The following is a 20,285-nucleotide window of genomic DNA, read 5'->3' on the forward strand; positions in this document are numbered from 1 at the left end:
ATAGGTTTTAAATAAAAAACGCCTGTAAATATCAGGCGTTTTCTGGGATGAATTTTGTTACCATCCTGGTGTAAATCCTAAACCAAATACAGGCTTACTGATATCAGTACGGTTAAATGGCCATGCAAAGTAAGGCTCCAATACAAAGTAACCAAACAGGTTTACACGCATGGAAATACCGGCGCTCAAAGCCGGAACTTTTGAATAGATCGAATTTACTTCAACTTTTCCTGACGAATCTAATACTGGTTTTCCGCTTGCATCAAGTATAGGTTCTGTACGCACCAATGAAGGATTTGAACTAAACTCAACTTTATCACTCGCACTCCAGGCTAACCCGGCATCAAAGAACAAATTGAGCTCCGTAAAAAAGAATTTCGATTTAAACTGAGATAACTTTTCAGGTCCACTGAAAGGCAAACGGACCTCAAAGTTTGCGACTGCCAGGTTGTTCCCCGACAAATCATTAATTGTAAAGTTGTTAGTTGGCTTTTTATTACTGCCATAGAAGGTTTGAGCCTCGTAACCCCTTATATAAAATGGATAGCCAAGGAATTGAGGGTATAGCTTATCTACCGTTCCGAATCGTCCGTATCCCAATAACCTTGCGGCAAAGGTTACGGGAGCCGCCCGGATATACTCACGGAAGTCAACAGTAGGAGCGAAAAAATTAAATGAGCCAAAATCATATTCAGCCTCCAGGCGATAGCGGAAACCAGTAAGAGGTGAAGCAACTCCAAAAAATGAGTTATCGCCAATCAAGGAAGCATTGATTTGAAGGAGTGTATACGGCTGCAGATTTGTTCCGATTAAAGTACCCTCATCAGCGTTGGAAACTTTGCTTTTATCAGACCCAATGTAGGTTGAATTAATTTGGGTTGTCCCGTTATTTGAAATCGTATCAAGTTTATAATAATCACTATAGCGATCAACGCGATAATAGATTCTTGTTACCCCTCCGCCAAACTCAACTCTTGTAATTTTGGAAAAAGGATATGCAGTAAACACCTGGGCTGCATCCTGGAAATTCCGCAGTATATCTGTGTTTTGAGACAAAACTGTAACGTTTTTCCCATTAACATTCCTGGTGGGGAAAGTATTTGTATAAAAACCATACTGATACGGGATATGCGATATTCCGGTCCCGAGATTCCAACGGCCTTCCTGGTTGATATAAATAAACTGGCCACCAAAATCATATACCTGGCCATTTATATTAAGGCCACCATAGATTAGGTTACGCCCAAGGATATCACTGAACACACCCTGCACGCCACTGGAAAAGCCTGCCCCGAACTGACTTACCGAAGCGCCTACGCCGCTACTTGCCAGGTAATCCAGCTTAAACATCGGTTTGTAAGGGATATTCTTGATAGAGTCGGTCGGGATTTTTTTGTAAGCCAGGTAGTTGTTCAGGTTTGAGTTAATCAAGTCGACACCAACTGAGCGGAATGGCGGGAGCATCGCCGCATCAAAATTCAAAGCCTGCTTATCTACATCCTTTGGTTTAAAATCTGATGCCTTGGCATTGTATAAAAAGTATTTCTGGGCATTGTAGTAGGAATAAACTATATCGTCGTTATTCGATATGCTGATTGCAGGTGAATACTCAGTGATACCACAAATCCCTGTAAACAGATCAGTCATTTGCTCTACTTGCCCGGTAGCAAGCGTGTAGCGGTACATATTGCGGAAGCCATCCCTGTTTGACAGGAAATAGACTTGTTTGCCGTCAGCCGAGTATTGGGGGTCTAAATTATTAGCTCCGTCAAATACATTAATATTAGCAATCTGACCAGTAGCAAGATCTAACTCGGCCAGGTTAAAGGTAATGTCCTGCGATAGTGACTTGTCATAAGTAGTACGGTCACTTGTAAATATGATCCTTTTCCCATCCCTTGAGAAAGTTGGCTGATAATCGGAAAACTTGTCATTGGTCAACTGTGTAACCTTTTTTGTATCGAAGTTATATAGGTACAGGTCACTTTGTCCGTCCGACATTCCCTGGCAGACGATATTTTTTCCATCCGGCGACCAACTTAGGTTGCTGAACTGCTCTGCTTTTTCCATCGAAATATTGTCCGAGACACTTCCGCTTGGTATATCAACGATCAGCATCCGGTTTCTGCCATGACTGAAAACACTAAAGGCAAATTTCTTACTATCCGGCGACCAGGTTCCTGCAGATTCTATAAAGTTAAATTCATCAATATGACTGTTCGAGATTTTACTCGTCAATTTTTTTATGACTCGTCCCGAATGAGCATCAGCCAAATACAGGTCGATCGTAAACAAATCTTTTTCTGACAGAAATGCTAAATAATTACCATCAGGGCTAATAGCAGGAGCAACATTCAATTCGCCTGAATTTTTGTTGTCTATCAGTTTTTTACCAACAGGCTTTTGTAATGTGTCTTTAAGCAATGGCTTATATGCTGCTTCGATTGAGTTTTTCCAGAGATTGGATAATGTTTTATCATCATAGCCAAAGGTCCGCCGGATACCATATTCTAAGCCAAAACGTGCCGTGTTTTTAAAGAAAGGTACTATAATCGTATCTCCATAAGTTGACCCTACAAACGACCAGAATGCTTCGCCATAACGATAGGGGAAATACTTATTGGTTTCCGTCAGGTCTCGTATAGTGGGTATGTTTTTATTGAGATAAGCATCCCTGATCCACATTGCCGTATAAGCATCCTTTTTACCAATGGAAAGATATTCGGCCATACCTTCAATCATCCATAGCGGGATATTGTTAATGTTCTCATACATTGCCGAATCACGGCTCAAAAGGGTATGGTATTGAAAAGCGTGCACCAACTCGTGACCGATAACATGCCGTGTGGTTTGATTGGTTTCCATCATTGGCATTACCACGCGGTTTTTCAATCCTTCTGTAACACCGCCGGTACCTACACCTATATCGCCGTCAATAGCCGTTGTCTGCTGGAAATCCGGATGGTCAGCATAAAGAATAATAGGGTTGGGTCTTCTGAATGTATCCCTGAAAACCTGTTGATGGATGGTATACCAAAGCTCGCTTTCCTGTGCAAAACGTTTAATGGTGCTATCATTTTTGATGTAATAGTAAATCTCGAAATGCGGAGTTTTATATACCTTGAATTTCAGGTTTTTATACCGCACTTTGTTTTGCCCGAAATATTGTGCTTTGGCATCCTGCGTGATTACTAAAGTTCCGATAATACACAATAAGGCTAAAGCATATTTCTTGAACCAGGTAAAGGTTGGGTATAGTTTATTCATAGATTCATTTATAAAGAATAAATCTGCAGATGAGTTTGATTTCTTTTATATAAACAGTTCAAGATAGAAAAAATTATGCTATGCTGAACAGTTGTTAAATTATCTGTTTTGCTGATCAGTCGTTTTAGTATCCGGGTTTTCCTCGGCCTTTTTCATATCCTCTAATTGTGCTGAATCAATTTTCGGTGCATTCAAACTGTCTGTTTGCAAACTGTCAACCTCTATACGTGGCGATGGACAGTTATACTCCTTGTCGATCTTCGTCCACGGTTTCGGGAACGGTCCATAAGTATAGCCCGATTTTGGATCAGCATAAACCTTTTCCATAAACCGTGCAAAGATCGGTAACGCCGTGTGTGAACCTTCACCTGTTTCGGAGCTGGTAAAATGCACGCTGCGGTCATCGCAACCAACCCAAACACCGGTTACCAGGTCTTTGGTAATGCCCATGTACCAGCCATCAACATATTTTGATGAGGTGCCGGTTTTGCCGCCAATCTGGTTGTTGTCCTTCTTCCATAAACCCGGATATTCCCACAAAGCTTGCGAAGTACCACCCGGTTCTTCCATGCCACCCCTGAACATATATAACATTAGCCAGGCAGTCTCATCGCTTAAAACCTTTTCTGTCTTTGGCTTAAATTCAGCCAGTGTATTATTATCCTGATCAGTTATTTTACTTACGAGGATAGGATCAATACGGTTGCCCTTGTTCAGGAACGTACTATAAGCGCGAACCATTTCATATACCGAGACATCATTCGTTCCTAATGAAACAGACGGAACTGATTTCAACGGGCTTTCGATACCGCATTTGTGTGCATACTGCACTATTTTATCCCAGCCAACTTTCTCCGTCACCTGGGCAGTGATCGAGTTGACGGATTTGCCCATGGCCCAGCGTAACGACATATCCATGTAGGTAAAATGGAAATCGGCGTTTTGTGGTGCCCACACATCCGGCTTGCCATTATCTGTAAAGTTGATGGATACCGGCTTGTCGGTAAATTTATCGCATGGCGTAAAACCATTATCCAAAGCAGTTACATATGCAAAAGGCTTAAATGTGGACCCTGCCTGACGTTTAGACTGGTTTACGTGGTCGTAGTTAAAGTAACGGTGGTTGATACCGCCAACCCATACCTTTATCTTCCCGGTCGATGGCTCGATTGTCATCATACCGGTATTCAATATTTTAGCGTAGTATTTTATGGAGTCGACACTTGAAAATAACGTATCCCGGTCACCACTCCACGAGAAGACGGTCATCTTCCTTTTCTTTTGAAAGTATTGATTTATCTGGATGGTATCGCCATGATATTTCTGTTGAAGCAGCTTGTAAATGGGCAAACGCTGTTCATTCTTTAGTATAAAATCAGAAATGATATTTCCATCCAGATCACGCCATGGTGTTTTATTTCCCCACAGATTATAAAAGCGCTTCTGAAGCATCTTCATCTTTTCTTCTACTGCTTCTTCTGCATATTGTTGCAGGCGCGAATCAATAGTAGTATAAATTTTCAGGCCGTCCTCATACAGGTTATAGCCATTATCCTTGCACCATTTATCCAGCCATTTTTCTACAGCACGGCGAATGTAGGAATCGCCCTGCCATTCGTTATCGATATAACTCAGGTTGAGGTTTAAAGGCTGTTTTACATCCTTATCATATTCTGCTTTGGTGATGTACTGATATTTCTCCATCTGGCTCAGTACCGTGTTGCGCCTTTCTAAGCTCTTTTCCGGGTTTCTTATCGGGTTATAAGTCGATGTTGCTTTAAGCATTCCAATAAGCACCCCTGCCTGTGGAGCTGTTATTTTATCAGGAGTTACATTAAAGTATTTAAGCGACGCTGCCTGGATACCGAAAGTGTTATTGCCAAACGGAACAGTATTAAAATAAAGGGTCAATATATCTTCTTTGCTATAGTTTCGCTCTATCTGGAAGGCTGTGAACCATTCCTTTACTTTAGAAACTATGGTGCGTATAACCGGCACATGACTGGCAAGCCCCTGCGACTTCTTTTTACGCGTTTCAAACAGGTTCTTGGCCAATTGCTGGGTGATGGTACTGCCGCCACGTTTGTCGCCTTTTGCGGTTGACAGCATACTGGTGAAGAAAGAATAAAAATCGACGCCGCTATGTTTATAAAAGCGAACGTCTTCGGTAGCGACTAACGCATTCACCAGGCTGGGGGAGATGCTCTTAAAATCAACCGGGGTGCGATTTTCTTTTGAGTAACGGCCAATTAACTTGCCATCAGCATAATACACCTCTGACGAGATCGACATCTCAGGGTTTTTTATATCGTGTATGGTGGGGGAGTAACCAAAAAGCCAGAGGAAGTTTAGTTCAATTGCACAAAAGAAGATGATAATAAAGTAGATAAATACAACGAAGTACCTAAGGAACCTGTTTTTTATACGTCTGAACATTCGGTAAATATGGTAAAATTATGGCTCTAAATTTAATGAGCGTCCGGCAAATATAACTAACGGAAATTAAGAGGTTAAATTTTACACTAACTTAGTAGAAATACGATTGGATAGATATCATCCTCATATGAAACAATTCATTAATCAATTTAAAATTACCGAAGGGCGCAACTTCTCTCTCAAAGACTTTGACACCTCCTTTACTGCCGAATATAAAAAGGAAGATGCAGACAAGGTTTTGCAAGAGTTGATAAGCAAGGCCGTCATCATACAAGACGAACTGTATGCCGATAAGCAATCTTCATTGTTGATCATCTTCCAGGCAATGGATGCCGCCGGGAAAGACAGCGCGATAAAACATACCATGTCGGGGTTCAACCCGCAGGGGTGCCAGGTATTTAGCTTTAAACAACCCAGCAGCGAGGAATACGCCCATGATTTTTTATGGAGACATTATAAAGCCTTGCCTGAACGCGGGCACATAGGTATTCATAACCGTTCGCATTATGAGAATGTGCTGATCACCAAAGTGCATCCTGAGCTGGTTTTGAACGAGAATATCCCCGGCATTAAAAATGTAAAAGACCTTACCGATGGTTTTTGGGATGATCGTTATCAAAGTATAAGGAACTTTGAAAAGCATTTGCATTATAACGGAACAGTAATTGTGAAATTCTTTCTGCATGTATCAAGGAAGGAACAAAAAGAACGTTTTATAGAGCGTATCGACGACCCTAAAAAAAACTGGAAATTCTCTGCCACTGATGTTAAAGAAAGGGCGTTTTGGGACGAGTACATGCACGCCTACGAAAAGGCGATAAAAGAAACCGCCACACCCGAAAACCCCTGGTACGTTATCCCTGCCGATAAAAAGTGGTTTACCCGCATTGCAATTTCAGAGATCATCCTGCACACCATTGAAGAATTGAAATTAAAATATCCGGTGTTGCCTAAGGCTGAAAAAGACAAGTTGCAGGAAATAAAGGCTGCTTTGGAAAAGGAATAATTGCAACCCACTTTGCCCTTCTGAGCGAGAGCGAAGAATCTATCACTGCATATCTTGAGTACCTGGCAGCTTCACGGAATAGATGCTTCACTATCGTTCAGCATGACAGTTAATCGCAGTTTCTCGCACTTACGGACGGACAAAAAAAGACGCCCTGAATGCAAGGCGTCTCCGGTATAATAGCATAAATATTTTCAATCAAATACCTGAAAACAGGGTTTGTGCTCTTTCCCCGATAAGCGGGATGGGTTTCTTTTCGCCGTTAACTGCGCCGATGAAGCCGATAAGCCAGAGAATAATAAATGCCAGCCTGATTATCCATGTTAAGCCATACACGCCAAACCAGCTTCCTGCAAAACCGGTTGAAAAGAATATCGCCGCGAAAATCATTCCCAATACCCATGAAACCAGGAATGAAGCAATGTGCAATAATAGCGTTTGCCTTAACTGGTAGCTGCCCAACTCGGTTTTGTTATTTTGATGCATACCAAAGTAAGCGATCAGCCAGCCAATAATAGTAAGATAACTGATAATACCGACATTTTTCCCATTGTCGGTAGTTGAAATGTTGTTGTTTGGTTCCATTTGATAATTAGTTATTTAGGTTCGTTTACTTATAGTAAAATTAAACTAATTATCATGAGATATCCAAATTATTCTATCGTTATCTCATCGGCCAATATGTAGGATGGCTGTCCTTTACTTTCGTGCCAGTCGGGTAGTGCGCCGTACTGTTTTGCCACCAGTTTAACGTATCTCGCTTTAATATCCAGGTCGGCTTTAAACTCCTGTGTCTGTGCTTTCAGGTCTTTTATATCAACTTTGGTGTTTACTGTTGACACAAGTTTGAAGTTCTTGTTATCGTCTGACACCCAATACTCCACATACTTTGGAAACACGATCCACGAACCCGTATCCTGTATAGTGCCAAGCGATACCGATTTAATATTTTTTGACTGACCCATATCAACCACTGCAATCAGATCATTACCCTGGTAACCCTGCCAGTGACCTGTTTTCCAGTTAGACGTGCCTTTCAATCCATCTATCAGGCTTTCGTCGCCCCCGGCTGCATAATTAGGCAGGTATTTGGTCAGCAATGTTAGTTTAATATCATCCCTTATTTTGTGGAACGTGCCGGCATCAACAAAACTCTGTTTACCATCCTTCACAGCAATTGCCTTAACAGTTGTCGTAGCTGATATACTGATGGGTTTGGTATACAGGGTAGAGGAAATGGTTGGCGCTGAACCATCCAGCGTATAATAGATTTTTGCATCCTTGTCGAAGCATTTGATGCTCAGATCAAACGGCTTTTTGAAAGTGGGTGAGGTATTTAAAAAGTATGGATTAGAAACGACCAGGTTATCCGCGATCTTCGATACCGGTTTCTCCAGATCCTGAACAAATAGCTTATTGGCCAGACGCCCTGTATAAACATCAAATTGCCCGCCTTCCTGAATATCCTTATCGTCGATATACAGTTTGTTATAAGTCTTCTTGTTCAAAACCATGCCTTGCAAATAAATATTTTGATAGTTGACACCTGAACCTGAATTGCTGATCGTGAACTTTTTACCATTCTCCAGATTGATAACTGCTTTATCAAACTGCGGTATACCGATCTGATACGCAGTTTGCCCCGGCTGAATGGTATAAATACCCAACGCACTCATCACATACCAGGCCGACATTTGCCCGCAATCCTCATTGCCTGCCAGTCCATCAGGCGAATTGCTGTATTCTTCTTTCAGAATACGGTTAACCCACATCTGCGTCTTATCAGGCGAATCAGTGAAATTGTACAAATAGGCCATGTGATGGCTTGGTTCATTTCCATGCGCATACTGCCCGATCAGGCCAGATACATCATCCACCTGGTTGCCGCTTAGTTTTAATGTTGTGGTGAATAGTTCATCCAGTTTGGCTTCAAATTTATCCTTGCCACCCATGCGGTTAATCAGCCCTTCCACATCCTGTGGTGCCAGGAAGGAGTATTGCCAGGCATTACCTTCTGTGTAATTGTTATTGAGATCAGTCGGGTCAAACGGTTCGTACCAACCACCATCCACCCGGCCCTGTATAAAGCCAGTCTGATCGTTAAATAAATTTTTCCAGTATTGAGCGCGCTGGATAAACTCGGCATAATCCTGCGGTTTATTCAGCATTTTGGCAAATTGGGCAATGCACCAGTCGTCATAAGCATATTCCAGTGTTTTTGATACCGATTCATGCTCGTCATCAGCCAGTACGGCACCATTTTTACGATAGCTATCCAATCCAAACTGATTACGGTTCACAGCTGCTTTCATTGCCGTTAGCGCTTCTTCGGCATTAAAATCACGTATACCTTTAGCATAAGCGTCTACAATTACGGGGATGGAGTGATTGCCCACCATACAGTAAGTCTCATTGGAAGCTAAAGGCCAAATGGGCAGCAAACCGCCCTGCTCATACATCGCAAGGAATGATTTGATAAAATCAAGGGTGCGTTTTTTATCGATAATTGTAAACAAAGGGTTCTCGGCGCGATACGTGTCCCATAAAGAGAATACGGTATAGTAGTCAAACCCCTCAGCTTTATGCACCTTTTGATCCATTCCCCGGTACTGCCCGTCGACATCGCTGTAAACGTTTGGTGCGAGCATGGTATGGTATAATGCCGTGTAGAAAACAGTCTGCTTTATTTTGGCCCAGTCGGTAACCGAAGGCGATTTCTTTTGCTGCGGGCGTGGGTTATAGCCGCCGCTCTGATATTGCTGCCGTTGTGCTTCCTGCGATATTTCAGGAACGCCACCTGTAACCTGTATTTTATTCAACCCGGTGTTCCAATCAGCCTTAGCAGCTTTCTCCACTTTTTTGAAATCAAAATCAGGAACCTCAGTGTCAAGGTTTCTTAAAGCACCTTCATCGCTTACTGACGAGATACCCACTTTGGCAATCACTTCTCCAGGATTATCAAACTGAATATACATTTTGATATTGGTGCCCTGCAATCTGTTTTTACCAGCTTGCAAAGTATCGTTTGAAGCTATGCCGTAAGTTTTGAAGGGCTTAGAAAATTTAGCGTAAAAGTAAATGTATTGATCAGCAGCCCAGGAGCTTGAACGCCTGAATCCTTTTATCTCGTGGTCGTTTACAACCTCGATCCATGAATCCAGTACTTTATCACGATGCTGCAGGTCGATGATGATATTCGCCTGCTTTGTACTTGGGAAATCATAACGGTGCACACCAACACGCTTTGTAGCAGTTAGTTCTACATCGATATGGTATTTATCCAATGTGGTTTTGTAATAACCCGGAGAAGCTGATTCATTCTTTTTTTTAAACCCCGAGCGGTAATCGGTATTCTTAAGTTGCGGCTGACCCGTCGTTGGCATGAATAGGATATCACAGTAATCTGCTATACCTGTCCCACTCAAATGGGTATGCGAAAAGCCGTAAACTACCGTATCGGTATAATAATAGCCCGAGCAGCCATCCCAACCTTCTAACCTTGTATCAGGGCTTAGTTGCACCATGCCAAACGGAACCACAGCGCCTGGGTAGGTGTGTCCATGGCCTCCGGTACCGATAAAAGGGTTAACGAGTTTGGTATAATCGTTCTTTTTTTGTGCGAATAACGTTGATGCAATAAATACCGTGCAGAAAATTAAAAGAGCAGCACGAAGGGAATACTTCATTAGGGCTTAATTAAGGATTGATAAATTGCTATTACTAAATCAATCAACAAATTAAACGCTTTGAAACGATATATCGAAAGGCTAATGTTCCTTTATGACAAGCGATTCCACATCATTTATTGTAAAGTCATCCGCATCCTTTAAGAATGGGAGGGTGCGCCGTGTTTTGGTAACCTCATCGGGTATGATAGAAAATGTATACACATCTGCCTCGTCGCGTTTATAATAAATTACATCTCCGTTAGGGGTGATGCATGTCGAGTCGCCCGAGTGATAGATTTCATTGCCATCATGGCCAACACGGTTCACGCCTATTACATATGACTGGTTCTCAACAGCACGTGCAGGCAGCAAGGTACGCCAGTGCGAAGCCCGGCGCTCGGGCCAGTTGGCCACCACTATGAGCACATCGTAGGTTTCATGTTGTACGTTACGCAGCCATACCGGAAAACGCAGATCATAGCAGATTACCGGGCATATTTTCCAGCCTTTCAATTCTACGATCAGTTTTCTGTGGCCGGGTGTATAAGTAAGATGTTCTTTGCCTAATTTGAACAGATGGCGTTTGTCGTAGCATTGGTATTTGCCGTCGGGGCGCATCCATACCAGGCGGTTATAATAATGATCGCCTTCTTTAATAATCAGACTGCCGGTTACCACGCAATCATATTCTTTGGATATCTTATGCATCCAAAGCATGGTTTTTCCGTTCATAGGTTCTGCCAATGCTTCGGCATTCATGGTAAAACCGGTGTTGAACATTTCGGGCAAAATGATCAGATCGGTTTTTTCTCTGATATTGGCTAAACGCAGTGCAATGTTCTGCAAATTTTTGTCAATATTTTCCCAAAACAGATAGCCCTGAAATAGTGTAATTTTTAGATTTTCCATGCAAATAATTTAGATCGTGAGTTAACTTTGGAGAAAATACACCCCTCAAATTTAAACTTTAATTAATCTATCAACGGCTTTATCTAAAGTTTCTTGTCTTTTGGCAAAACAAAATCTTAAAACATGATGATCCGTACCCATATTATAAAAAGCAGACACAGGTATAGAGGCTACTCCGATCTCCTTTGTAAGCCTGATGGCCAGGTCTGCATCTTTCTCGTCACTGATCCGGGCGTACCTAACTGATTGAAAGTAAGACCCGGCGCAGGGCAGCAATTCAAAGCGACTGCTTTTCAAGCCATCGCGGAAATAATCTCGTTTTTGCTGAAAGAAACCTCTTAAACTCAAATAATGTTCTTCGTTTTTTAAATATTCAGCAATACCCACCTGCATAGGTGCATTGACGCAGAAAACCAAAAACTGGTGCACTTTTCTGAATTCATTCATTAAGTGAGCAGGGGCCATACAATAACCTACTTTCCACCCGGTTGCATGAAACGGCTTGCCAAATGATGCTACGATAAAGCTTCGTTGCCGTAATTCAGGATAACGGGCCATACTCAAATGACTTTGCCCATCGTAAACCAAATGCTCGTAAACCTCATCACTAAGAATCAGGATGTCCTGGTTTTTTACAATGGCAGATAATTCCTCAATATCCTGTTGTTGCAGTATAGTTGCCGTCGGGTTATGTGGTGAGTTAAGAATGATCATCCGGGTGCGGTTATTGATCAGTCTTTTTACCATCTCCCAGTTTATCTTATAATCTGGTGGTTCCAATTCAAGTGATTTTACAATACCACCAGCTATTTTAATTGCCGGCGCATAGCAATCAAAAGCAGGTTCAAAAATGATCACCTCGTCATTTGGGTGAATAACGGTGGTTATAGCAGTATAAATAGCTTGCGTCCCGCCGGCTGTAATGGTTATTTCGGTATCCGGGTTATAATACGCACCGTACAGCTTTTCAGTTTTTTTGCTGATCTCTTCACGAAGCGACATTACGCCAGCCATCGGGGCATATTGGTTATAGCCGTTTTTCATGGCCTGGTTTACCAACTCAATCAGTTCTGGTGAAGTTTCGTAATCAGGAAATCCCTGCGAAAGATTGACTGCCCCCAGCTCATTTGCAAGGGCCGACATTATAGTAAAAATAGTGGTGCCCACCTGGGGCAGCTTTGAAACAATAGGTATCATCTGAAGGCTAAAAGTACTGAAATTATTTAACTGAATCTTTTTAAAGCAAGCCATATATTTTTAACTAATAAAATAATTTCGAGCTGTCGCTTATTTATTCTTAAATTTTTGATTATTAGCAATTTATGTTTTACATTTAATGTAAAGAACCAGTTACAAACCATTAAATCCTAAAGAAATGAAAAAGTTGATTTTGGCTGCTTTAGTGGCCTTTTTGTTTACAGCCGTATGTAAAGCCCAGGACGGGAAAATGCCTTATACTGCTACTTATTCATCAAACTTTAAAATAGCAGACGCGAATTACTCAAAAATTGTATTAACCCTATGGAAAGACTTTGAAAACAACACACTGGACAGTCACGTTGACATGATCACCGATACCGTCACCATGATGTTCTCACAGGGAGCGCCGGTAAAAGGAAAAGCAGCAAATCTTGCCGGGGCAAAAGCATACCGGGGTTCTTTAAAGGACTACAAGGTTACAGCAGATGCCTGGATGAGCATAAAAAGTACAGACAAAAATCAAAATTTCGTTTGCATCTGGGGCACTGAGAGTTTTACCGACAAAGATGGGAAACAGGTTAAGCAGCGTATTCATGAAGTGTGGGGATTTAACAAAGATGGTAAGGTAGATTTTATGATGCAGTATGCAGGAGAAGGAACGATGTGATCTTGTATGATTTAATTAAGCAAAGGCTGTCTGATGACGGCCTTTTTGTTTATAAATGATTTGTCAAACTATCCCTCAATTCGCAGTGCCTTTTATCTTTCTGCTTTTAGCTTTCCGCTTCAATAGTTAACTTAGCCAGATGAAGCTTCAAAAATATCTGCCTTTAATAATTGTGCTGATTTTTGCCGTATCCTGTAATTCACAAAAAAGCAATGTTCCGGTTGTTGGTTTTGTCGATGCTTTTGAGGACGCAACCATCTCGCAGGCACGCACCGGTTTTACGAATGCCCTGAAAAAGAATGGCTTTAGTGAAGATCAGAAGACAGTTAAAATAGAATACCGCAATGCACAGGGTGATATCCCTACACTGACGCAGATCGTCAATTATTTTGTTTCAGAAAAGGTTGATCTGCTGGCTACCTGTACTACTTTATCAACCATCACGGCAATTCAAAAGACCAAAACCATACCGGTTTTTGCAATGGTTTCACCAACACCTGAACGAATGAATGTGATTAGTTCGACAGGCACTGCACCTGCCAATCTGTATGGAGCTGTTGAGGAGTTGGCTTATATCGATACTTCATTTTCACTTATACCCAAGTTACTGAAACCTAAAGGCAGTAAATTGGTAGTTGGCATGATCTACAATCAATCTGAGCCTCAATCAGCTGATGCGATGAACCGTATCAAATCGCTGGCAGGTAAACTGAATATCGATTTAGTTGCATTGCCGCTGAATTCATCTGCTGACGCACAACTGGTCACTAAATCTCTTTTGAGCAAAAATATAGATGCTTTTTTCGCCAACCCGGATAATACGGTTTTTGCCTCGTTTGAAACTATATTGAAAAGCTGCAACCAGGCAAATGTGCCCATATTTACAAGCGAGGCAGGTTTGGTGCAACGTGGCGCAGTAGCTGCATTTGGCGCCGATATATATCAATGGGGTTACCAGGCAGGGGAGCAGGCTGCACAATATTTAAAGACACATAAAACGGACGGATTAAAGCCTGAAATGGTGAAAATACGCAAGCGAGTGTATAATCCGGCGGCTGCAAAAAAATACAACATTACGATTGCATCAAACTTTGAAGCTGTGAAATAATGGATTTCTACCTCACCGCATTATTACAGGGATTCTGCTTTTCGGCTATTGCTTTGGGTATTTACATCTCGATGAAGATATTTAACATACCTGATATCACCACTGATGGCAGCTATACATTAGGCGGAACGGTGACAGCGGTGTTGCTCACGCATCATTTGCCTGCATTCGCTATTCTACCAATCGTCATTGCAACGGGAGCATTGGCAGGATCGATCACGGGTATTATTCATACCAAGCTAAAGATAAATCCTTTATTGGCAGGGATATTGGTAATGACCGCGCTTTATTCAGTCAATCTAACTTTGATGGGACGCTCCAATATTCCTCTTCTGAATGTCTCATCCATATTTTCACTGATCAATATTTCAGGCGACCCTAATCATAATACCTTTTGGATATTATTGTTCTTTGTAGCGATCGTTACGTTGATCATTGGCTACTTGCTTAAAACAGATTTTGGTATAGCCATGAGAGCGACCGGGAACAGTGAATCGATGATTAGAGCGTTAGGTGTAAACACGGATCGTATGAAAATCATAGGATTAGCTTTAGCCAACGCATTAACAGCCACTAGTGGCTACCTGATGACTCAGTTCCAGGGCTTTGCAGATATCAATATGGGTATCGGGATTGTGATTGTAGGGTTGGGATCGGTTATTATAGCCGAATCATTGATCAACTGGTTTAAGATCACTTCGGTTTGGTTGAGCCTTGTACTTGTACTGTCTGGAGCAGTTATCTTTCAAATGGTACTTGCCATTACCTTAAATATTGGAGTTGACGCTAATCTGCTCAAGCTGGTAACGGCCGCATTTGTGTTATTGATTGTGAGTTTGCCCCGTTTATCTTTCAAAAGTTCCTTATGATCGATCTGAAAAGCATTCATAAAACTTTTAACAAAGGCAAAGCTAACCAGGTAGATGCTATAAGGGGAGTTGATCTCGCTATTACAGAAAAAGAGTTTTTAGTGATTGTCGGCTCAAATGGTTCGGGGAAGACAACATTATTAAACCTGATTGCCGGAAGTATCTTGCCAGGTTCAGGAACCGTTCATATTGATGGTAACGATGTAACCAAGCTTCCTGATTACCAGCGAAGCGAATGGATCGCGAGGGTTTTTCAGAATCCACTAAGTGGTACTGCTCCTGATTTGAGTATCCTGGATAATTTTCGTTTAGCGGCTATAAGAACCAAATCCAAGGGATTGTCCATCGGCATTAATGAGTCTTTTAAAAAATCGGTTAAAGAAAAGATTACAATGCTGGGTATGGGACTGGAGAACAAGATAGAACAACCGATGGGTACTCTATCCGGTGGTCAGCGGCAGGCATTAACCTTACTAATGAGCATTATGGATAGCTGCAAGGTGCTATTACTGGATGAGCCTACTGCTGCACTCGATCCCCGTTCAGCAGAAATAGTGATGCGAGCAGCTGATAAACTGACCACAGAATTTGGATTAACTACCATCCTCATCACCCATAACCTGAAGGAAGCTTTTACTTATGGCAACCGGATTATTCAGATGGCTGAAGGTAAAATAATCAAAGACCTGAATAAGCAGGAAAAGGCTAGCTTAAAACAGAACGATATTTTTGATTGGTTTGCCTAATTACACAATTTAAAGATTTCCTTGATTCTCAAGCTGTGAGTTTTATTTATCGCGCTCAAAGTTTTATATTTGCAAAAAAATATAAAAGGCAAATGCTACGTCTAAATCACCTCCGACTTAAACAAGCTATGCGGCCCATCGGCTCGCAGCGGAAGGGTTATGCATTTGCTAATCTCTTCTGCATCCCGGTGTAGCCTGAATTCAGACACATCAAATAATTAGCATTTTTTATTTATTGATCCGGTTTTTGCCGGATGTTTTACATTTTGTTTATGGACATATATTTGACTATAGAAGAGAAATATTTGCAGGCTCTTGATGAATTGTGGTATGGTGAACCCCCAAAAGCATTACAGTTGCTGAACGAGATCATCACTAATGACCCACTTTACGCTAGAGCGCATTACCAGTTGGGAAAGATATACTTTTATGAGATCAGCGATTACCACACGGCGGGTTATCATTTCAAAACCTGCGCTGAACTGGAGCCGCAGTTCCCTGATGTATATTATCATTACCTGCGTTTATTGGTTTTCCTGGATATGGAAAAACAGTTCAGATTGGTTAGCGAGAAAGCGTTAAAAATAGCTGGTGTAAATTATGCATCTGTATATAATCTTATCGGTTTATACGCCGAAAAGAAAAGAGAATGGGCGGATGCCACAGAAGCTTATCGTAACGCACTGCTGGAAGCTATGCGCAAAGATGAAAAGGATAATCTGCAGGAAAGTATTGAAAGGGTGAAAGAGAAAAAGCGCCAGGTGAAGAAATACAATTACGAGTTATCCAACTAAAAAGGCCCCGGTCGGGGCCTTTTGGTTTATAGTCGATTTCTTTATTTTTTATAAGTAATCTTATAAATAGTTCCTTTGTTGTCGTCGCTAACATATAAAGCACCGTCTGGACCTTGCGCTAAACCGCATGGACGGTGTTGAGCTGATCCTTTGGCTTTATCTGCTGCAGTACCTGCAAAGCCATCAGCAAATACTTCCCACTTTCCTGACGGTTTGCCATCTTTAAATGGTTGAAATACCACAAAAAAACCTGCTTGTGGTTCTGGTGCTCTGTTCCACGAACCATGAAAAGCAATGAACGCACCGTTTTTGTATCGTGCCGGGAATTGGTTGCCAGTATAAAATAACAAACCGTTTGGCGCTAAGTGGCCCGGATAAGCGGCTGCAGGGTTAATGGCATTTTGACCGCCTTCTTTTTTGCCATCACCGCCATATTCAGGCATCAGCATTTTTTTGTGTGTTTGCCAGTCGTAATACATGTATGGCCAGCCGGCATTATCACCTTTTTTTAATGCATACATACATTCAGCAGGTAGTTCTGCATTCTGTTTTGCAGTAAAGTATTGAGGGTAAAGATCATTGAGCTGATCACGACCATGCTGCATCACAAAAAGTTGATTATTCTGTGTATTCCAGTCAAGGCCAACCACATTCCTCAGACCCGTAGCATAACGTATGCCATCGCCATAATGCTGATTAGGTTTGCTTGCGCTGAATTGCCAGATACCACCGGCTGAATCAAGAATAGGGCAACCCTTTTGACCTGGGGAACCTTTTTGACGGTCCTTTACCTGGCATGCATTGGAATAAGCACCAATGTTTACATACAGGTGTCCTGCATTATCCAGTGTGATAGCTTTTGCCTCGTGTTCGCCACGGCTTAATAACCCGGTGACAATTTTTTCTGGTTTATTAGGATCGATCACTTCATTATTTGCGTTTAATTTGAAGCGAAACACTTCCTCATCCGACGAGGCATACAGATAACCGTTTTTTATAGCAATACCAGTTCCAGCGAAGTTGCCAAATGAAGCTTTTACATCTGCCTTGTTACCAGTTTGATGCAGTAATAAGATGCCTTTGCCTTTTTCAAGCCCTCTCAATTTTGCATAGATCTCGTTTTGAGGAGTAACGGCAATATGTCTCACACCGCCCAGGTTATCGGCAATAATATTGGCGTTAAAACCTGCAGGTAAGGTGAGCCCCGCACCATCCGGAGCATTGAAATTATTGTGTTTGGCCCGGATATCATTTTTTAATGCGAGCAATGTGATAATGCCTGCTATGGCCAATACAGGCAGTAAGATGGTTCCCCATGCTTTTCTTTTCATGATAGTTTATGTTTTGGTACCAAATTTATAAGATTATACAACAATTATTGAAATGTGTTTTGTATCAATGCCATGACAAGGTGGCTAACTTATTAAGTAGACGATGTATCTTTACTTTCATAATATTACTCATCGTATGAATGCGCCTGAGATCAAAATTGATTGGGAAAAATACAGCCATCTTTTTAAAGAGATGGAAGTCCCCGCCAAAACTATTTTGTTAAATGAGGGTGACGTATCCAGGTATGGTTATTTTATTAAAAAGGGGTGTTTGAGGCTATGGTTTAGCAATAAAGGAAAAGATATGACCTTCCAGTTCTTTTTTGAAAATGAAGGGGTGTCATCAGTTGAAAGCTTTCGCACCGGTGAGCCGAGTCTTTTTTCTATCGAAAGTATTGAGCCATCAACTGTACTAAAGATCAGCAAGAAGAATTTCGAGTCGATATTTATGGAAAACCCGGAGTACAGGGAATTTATTAATGAGACGATCTTCAGACGGTTGAATTTTTATTCGAAGCTGTTTATGTCGTACATTAAAAATACGCCCGAGGAACGGTATAAGGAACTGTTGAAAAACAACCCCGAAATAATCAGACGCATACCACAGCATTATATCGCCTCTTTTCTGGGCATCACTTCCGTTTCTTTAAGCCGGATACGTAACAGAGTATAATTCATTTATTAACAATTGTTATCGTGGCCCTCCTCAATATTCTGTGAATTTGTGCTTAAAAAAGAAGCACGATGAAAGTAGCCATAGTTTTTAATCACCCTTACGATGGGAGTTATTGCACCGCAATATTGCAGGCAGTAACAGCAGGTTTAAATAAGGCAGGTCACCAGGTTGACCTGTTTCACCTGGACAATGACGGGTTTGATCCTGTGATGCGTACGGCAGACCTGAAAGCCTACAAAGATGGCACACCCTGTGATCCGAAAGTGATTGCTTACCAGGAAAGGTTAGCTGACGCAGGGCACCTTATATTTATATTCCCGGTATGGTGGGAACTGATGCCGGCCATGACCAAAGGCTTTGTTGACAAGGTGATATTTCCGGGAGTGGCATTTGATCACGATCATTCGGGCCGTTTCCCAAAAATGATCAAACGCTTCCACGAGCTTAAAGGTATTACCCTGATCACCACCATGAACACGCCGTCACTGGTTTATCGTTTGTTTTTCGGGAACGCAATAAAAAGGGCCATGTTCACAGGAACATTCTGGAAACTGGGCTATAAGAACCGAAAATGGTTAAGCTTTAATATGGTGAAGTTTGTAAAGGAACAGAAAAGGATGAAGTGGCTAAATAACATCGAGCATCATTTTGCATGCCTAAGCTAAACATGAAAAAATATTCATCTTAATTTCATCTTCCTGGAAATTATATTCTGAATTTATTATAATAAAAAAATATAATATCAATTTGAGTATAGCGATATCCTTATTCTATTGCGGAATTAAACCTTTTTAATCTGTAGTCGTCCTAGCTATATAAAATTTAATATTTAATATTATGAAAAAGATAGCACTCATATCAGCAATAGCAATAAGCGGCTTATTATTTAATAACAAAGCTGAAGCGCAAATAAGGGTACATTTAGGCTTTAATTTTGGTACACGACCTGTGGTTTATACCCAACAAGTTGAACAGCCTGCAGATTACTGCGAGCCCACCAATTATGATGGCGACGAAGATTACTATTATCTGCCGGAAGTGGATGCTTACTATAGCGTACCCGACCAATGCTACTATTATAACAACGGCGGGGCCTGGGTTTCAGCAACCTACCTGCCAGGTGCTTACCGTGATTATGACTGGCGTTATGCCCGCCGGTACGAAGTTCGTGCGCCACGCCCGTTCATGCACGCAGCGTACTACCGTGAAAGATATAATGGCGTGAGCTTTGGTGGTCACTGGGATCGTCCTTACAATCATGTATATGTAAATAACTATAACCACTATGGTAATGATCATTTCAGAGGCGACGACCGCAGGTTTGATAACCATGGCTGGAATAACGATAATCGTCGTAACGACTGGAACCGAGGTCAAGGTTTTGATAAAAGAGGCGATGATCATGGACGTTTCGATCAAAGAGGCGGCTGGGTAAGAGGTAACGGCCACAGAGAAGGCAGATTTTAAACCCAATATATACTGTTAATTAAAAAAACCACCGTGTAAATCCGGTGGTTTTTTATTTTGCGATTTGTCTGGTCCTGATATAGCGATACACAAAAAGAATCGCTATGGAAAAAAAGAAAGTATTCGATTACACTAAGCGTA

Annotated in this window: 16 protein-coding genes; 9 read left to right on the plus strand and 7 right to left on the minus strand. The window is 41.6% G+C overall.

Annotated features, from left to right (window positions below; genetic code table 11):
* Window positions 1–57: 57 nt before the first annotated feature.
* Window positions 58–3,267, minus strand: coding sequence for a tolB protein precursor (locus Q3A68_RS21215; protein ID WP_302903144.1), 3,210 nt, complete (start codon window positions 3,265–3,267; stop codon window positions 58–60).
* A 99-nt stretch (window positions 3,268–3,366) separates the two neighbouring features.
* The gene (locus tag Q3A68_RS21220; RefSeq protein WP_302903145.1) at window positions 3,367–5,703 is read right to left on the minus strand and encodes a transglycosylase domain-containing protein; all 2,337 of its coding nucleotides are present in this window, start codon (window positions 5,701–5,703) and stop codon (window positions 3,367–3,369) included.
* Between the two features lie 127 nt (window positions 5,704–5,830).
* Between Q3A68_RS21220 and Q3A68_RS21225 the strand changes: the two genes are divergently transcribed.
* Complete coding sequence (locus Q3A68_RS21225) at window positions 5,831–6,709, plus strand: polyphosphate kinase 2 family protein (protein ID WP_302903146.1); 879 nt, start codon at window positions 5,831–5,833, stop codon at window positions 6,707–6,709.
* 198 nt (window positions 6,710–6,907) lie between these two features.
* Here the strand turns inward: Q3A68_RS21225 and Q3A68_RS21230 are convergent, their stop codons facing one another.
* The 4 genes from Q3A68_RS21230 to Q3A68_RS21245 form a co-directional block, all read right to left on the minus strand.
* Entirely contained in the window at window positions 6,908–7,294 is a 387-nt protein-coding gene (locus Q3A68_RS21230; RefSeq protein ID WP_302903147.1) for a hypothetical protein, read from the minus strand.
* Between the two features lie 68 nt (window positions 7,295–7,362).
* The gene (locus tag Q3A68_RS21235; protein ID WP_302903148.1) at window positions 7,363–10,395 is read right to left on the minus strand and encodes a GH92 family glycosyl hydrolase; all 3,033 of its coding nucleotides are present in this window, start codon (window positions 10,393–10,395) and stop codon (window positions 7,363–7,365) included.
* A gap of 81 nt (window positions 10,396–10,476) precedes the next feature.
* Complete coding sequence (locus tag Q3A68_RS21240; protein WP_302903149.1) at window positions 10,477–11,286, minus strand: amidohydrolase; 810 nt, start codon at window positions 11,284–11,286, stop codon at window positions 10,477–10,479.
* A 51-nt stretch (window positions 11,287–11,337) separates the two neighbouring features.
* A complete protein-coding gene (locus tag Q3A68_RS21245) occupies window positions 11,338–12,483 on the minus strand; it encodes a methionine aminotransferase (protein WP_302903161.1) in 1,146 nt (381 codons plus the stop codon).
* A 178-nt stretch (window positions 12,484–12,661) separates the two neighbouring features.
* Between Q3A68_RS21245 and Q3A68_RS21250 the strand changes: the two genes are divergently transcribed.
* The 5 genes from Q3A68_RS21250 to Q3A68_RS21270 all read left to right on the plus strand — a co-directional run bounded on the left by Q3A68_RS21250 (window position 12,662) and on the right by Q3A68_RS21270 (window position 16,670).
* Window positions 12,662–13,153, plus strand: coding sequence for a hypothetical protein (locus Q3A68_RS21250; RefSeq protein ID WP_302903150.1), 492 nt, complete (start codon window positions 12,662–12,664; stop codon window positions 13,151–13,153).
* Between the two features lie 139 nt (window positions 13,154–13,292).
* Window positions 13,293–14,261: an ABC transporter substrate-binding protein gene (locus Q3A68_RS21255; RefSeq protein ID WP_302903151.1), complete on the plus strand. Its 969-nt coding sequence runs from the start codon at window positions 13,293–13,295 to the stop codon at window positions 14,259–14,261.
* Window positions 14,261–15,130, plus strand: coding sequence for an ABC transporter permease (locus tag Q3A68_RS21260; protein WP_302903152.1), 870 nt, complete (start codon window positions 14,261–14,263; stop codon window positions 15,128–15,130). Before Q3A68_RS21255 ends, Q3A68_RS21260 begins: the two co-directional genes overlap by 1 nt.
* A complete protein-coding gene (locus Q3A68_RS21265; RefSeq protein ID WP_302903153.1) occupies window positions 15,127–15,876 on the plus strand; it encodes an ABC transporter ATP-binding protein in 750 nt (249 codons plus the stop codon). The genes Q3A68_RS21260 and Q3A68_RS21265 overlap by 4 nt, the downstream gene beginning before the upstream one ends.
* A 272-nt stretch (window positions 15,877–16,148) precedes the next feature.
* Window positions 16,149–16,670 (plus strand): tetratricopeptide repeat protein, encoded by a 522-nt coding sequence (locus tag Q3A68_RS21270; RefSeq protein WP_302903154.1) that lies wholly within the window; start codon window positions 16,149–16,151, stop codon window positions 16,668–16,670.
* Window positions 16,671–16,711: 41 nt separating this feature from the next.
* Here Q3A68_RS21270 and Q3A68_RS21275 read toward each other — a convergent pair whose 3' ends face one another.
* Entirely contained in the window at window positions 16,712–18,001 is a 1,290-nt protein-coding gene (locus Q3A68_RS21275; RefSeq protein ID WP_302903155.1) for a PQQ-dependent sugar dehydrogenase, read from the minus strand.
* 103 nt (window positions 18,002–18,104) lie between these two features.
* On the opposite strand from Q3A68_RS21275, the gene Q3A68_RS21280 reads away from it, so the two are divergent.
* The 3 genes from Q3A68_RS21280 (at window position 18,105) to Q3A68_RS21290 (ending at window position 20,144) form a co-directional block, all read left to right on the plus strand.
* Window positions 18,105–18,674 carry a Crp/Fnr family transcriptional regulator gene (locus Q3A68_RS21280; RefSeq protein WP_302903156.1) on the plus strand — a complete coding sequence of 190 codons (570 nt, stop codon included), beginning with the start codon at window positions 18,105–18,107 and terminating at the stop codon, window positions 18,672–18,674.
* Window positions 18,675–18,745: 71 nt separating this feature from the next.
* Window positions 18,746–19,342, plus strand: a complete 597-nt coding sequence (locus Q3A68_RS21285; RefSeq protein ID WP_302903157.1) for an NAD(P)H-dependent oxidoreductase — start codon at window positions 18,746–18,748, stop codon at window positions 19,340–19,342.
* A 172-nt stretch (window positions 19,343–19,514) separates the two neighbouring features.
* A complete protein-coding gene (locus tag Q3A68_RS21290; RefSeq protein WP_302903158.1) occupies window positions 19,515–20,144 on the plus strand; it encodes a hypothetical protein in 630 nt (209 codons plus the stop codon).
* Window positions 20,145–20,285: the final 141 nt, after the last annotated feature.

Origin of the sequence: Mucilaginibacter tolerans (assembly GCF_030519375.1) — a bacterium.
GTDB lineage: Bacteria > Bacteroidota > Bacteroidia > Sphingobacteriales > Sphingobacteriaceae > Mucilaginibacter.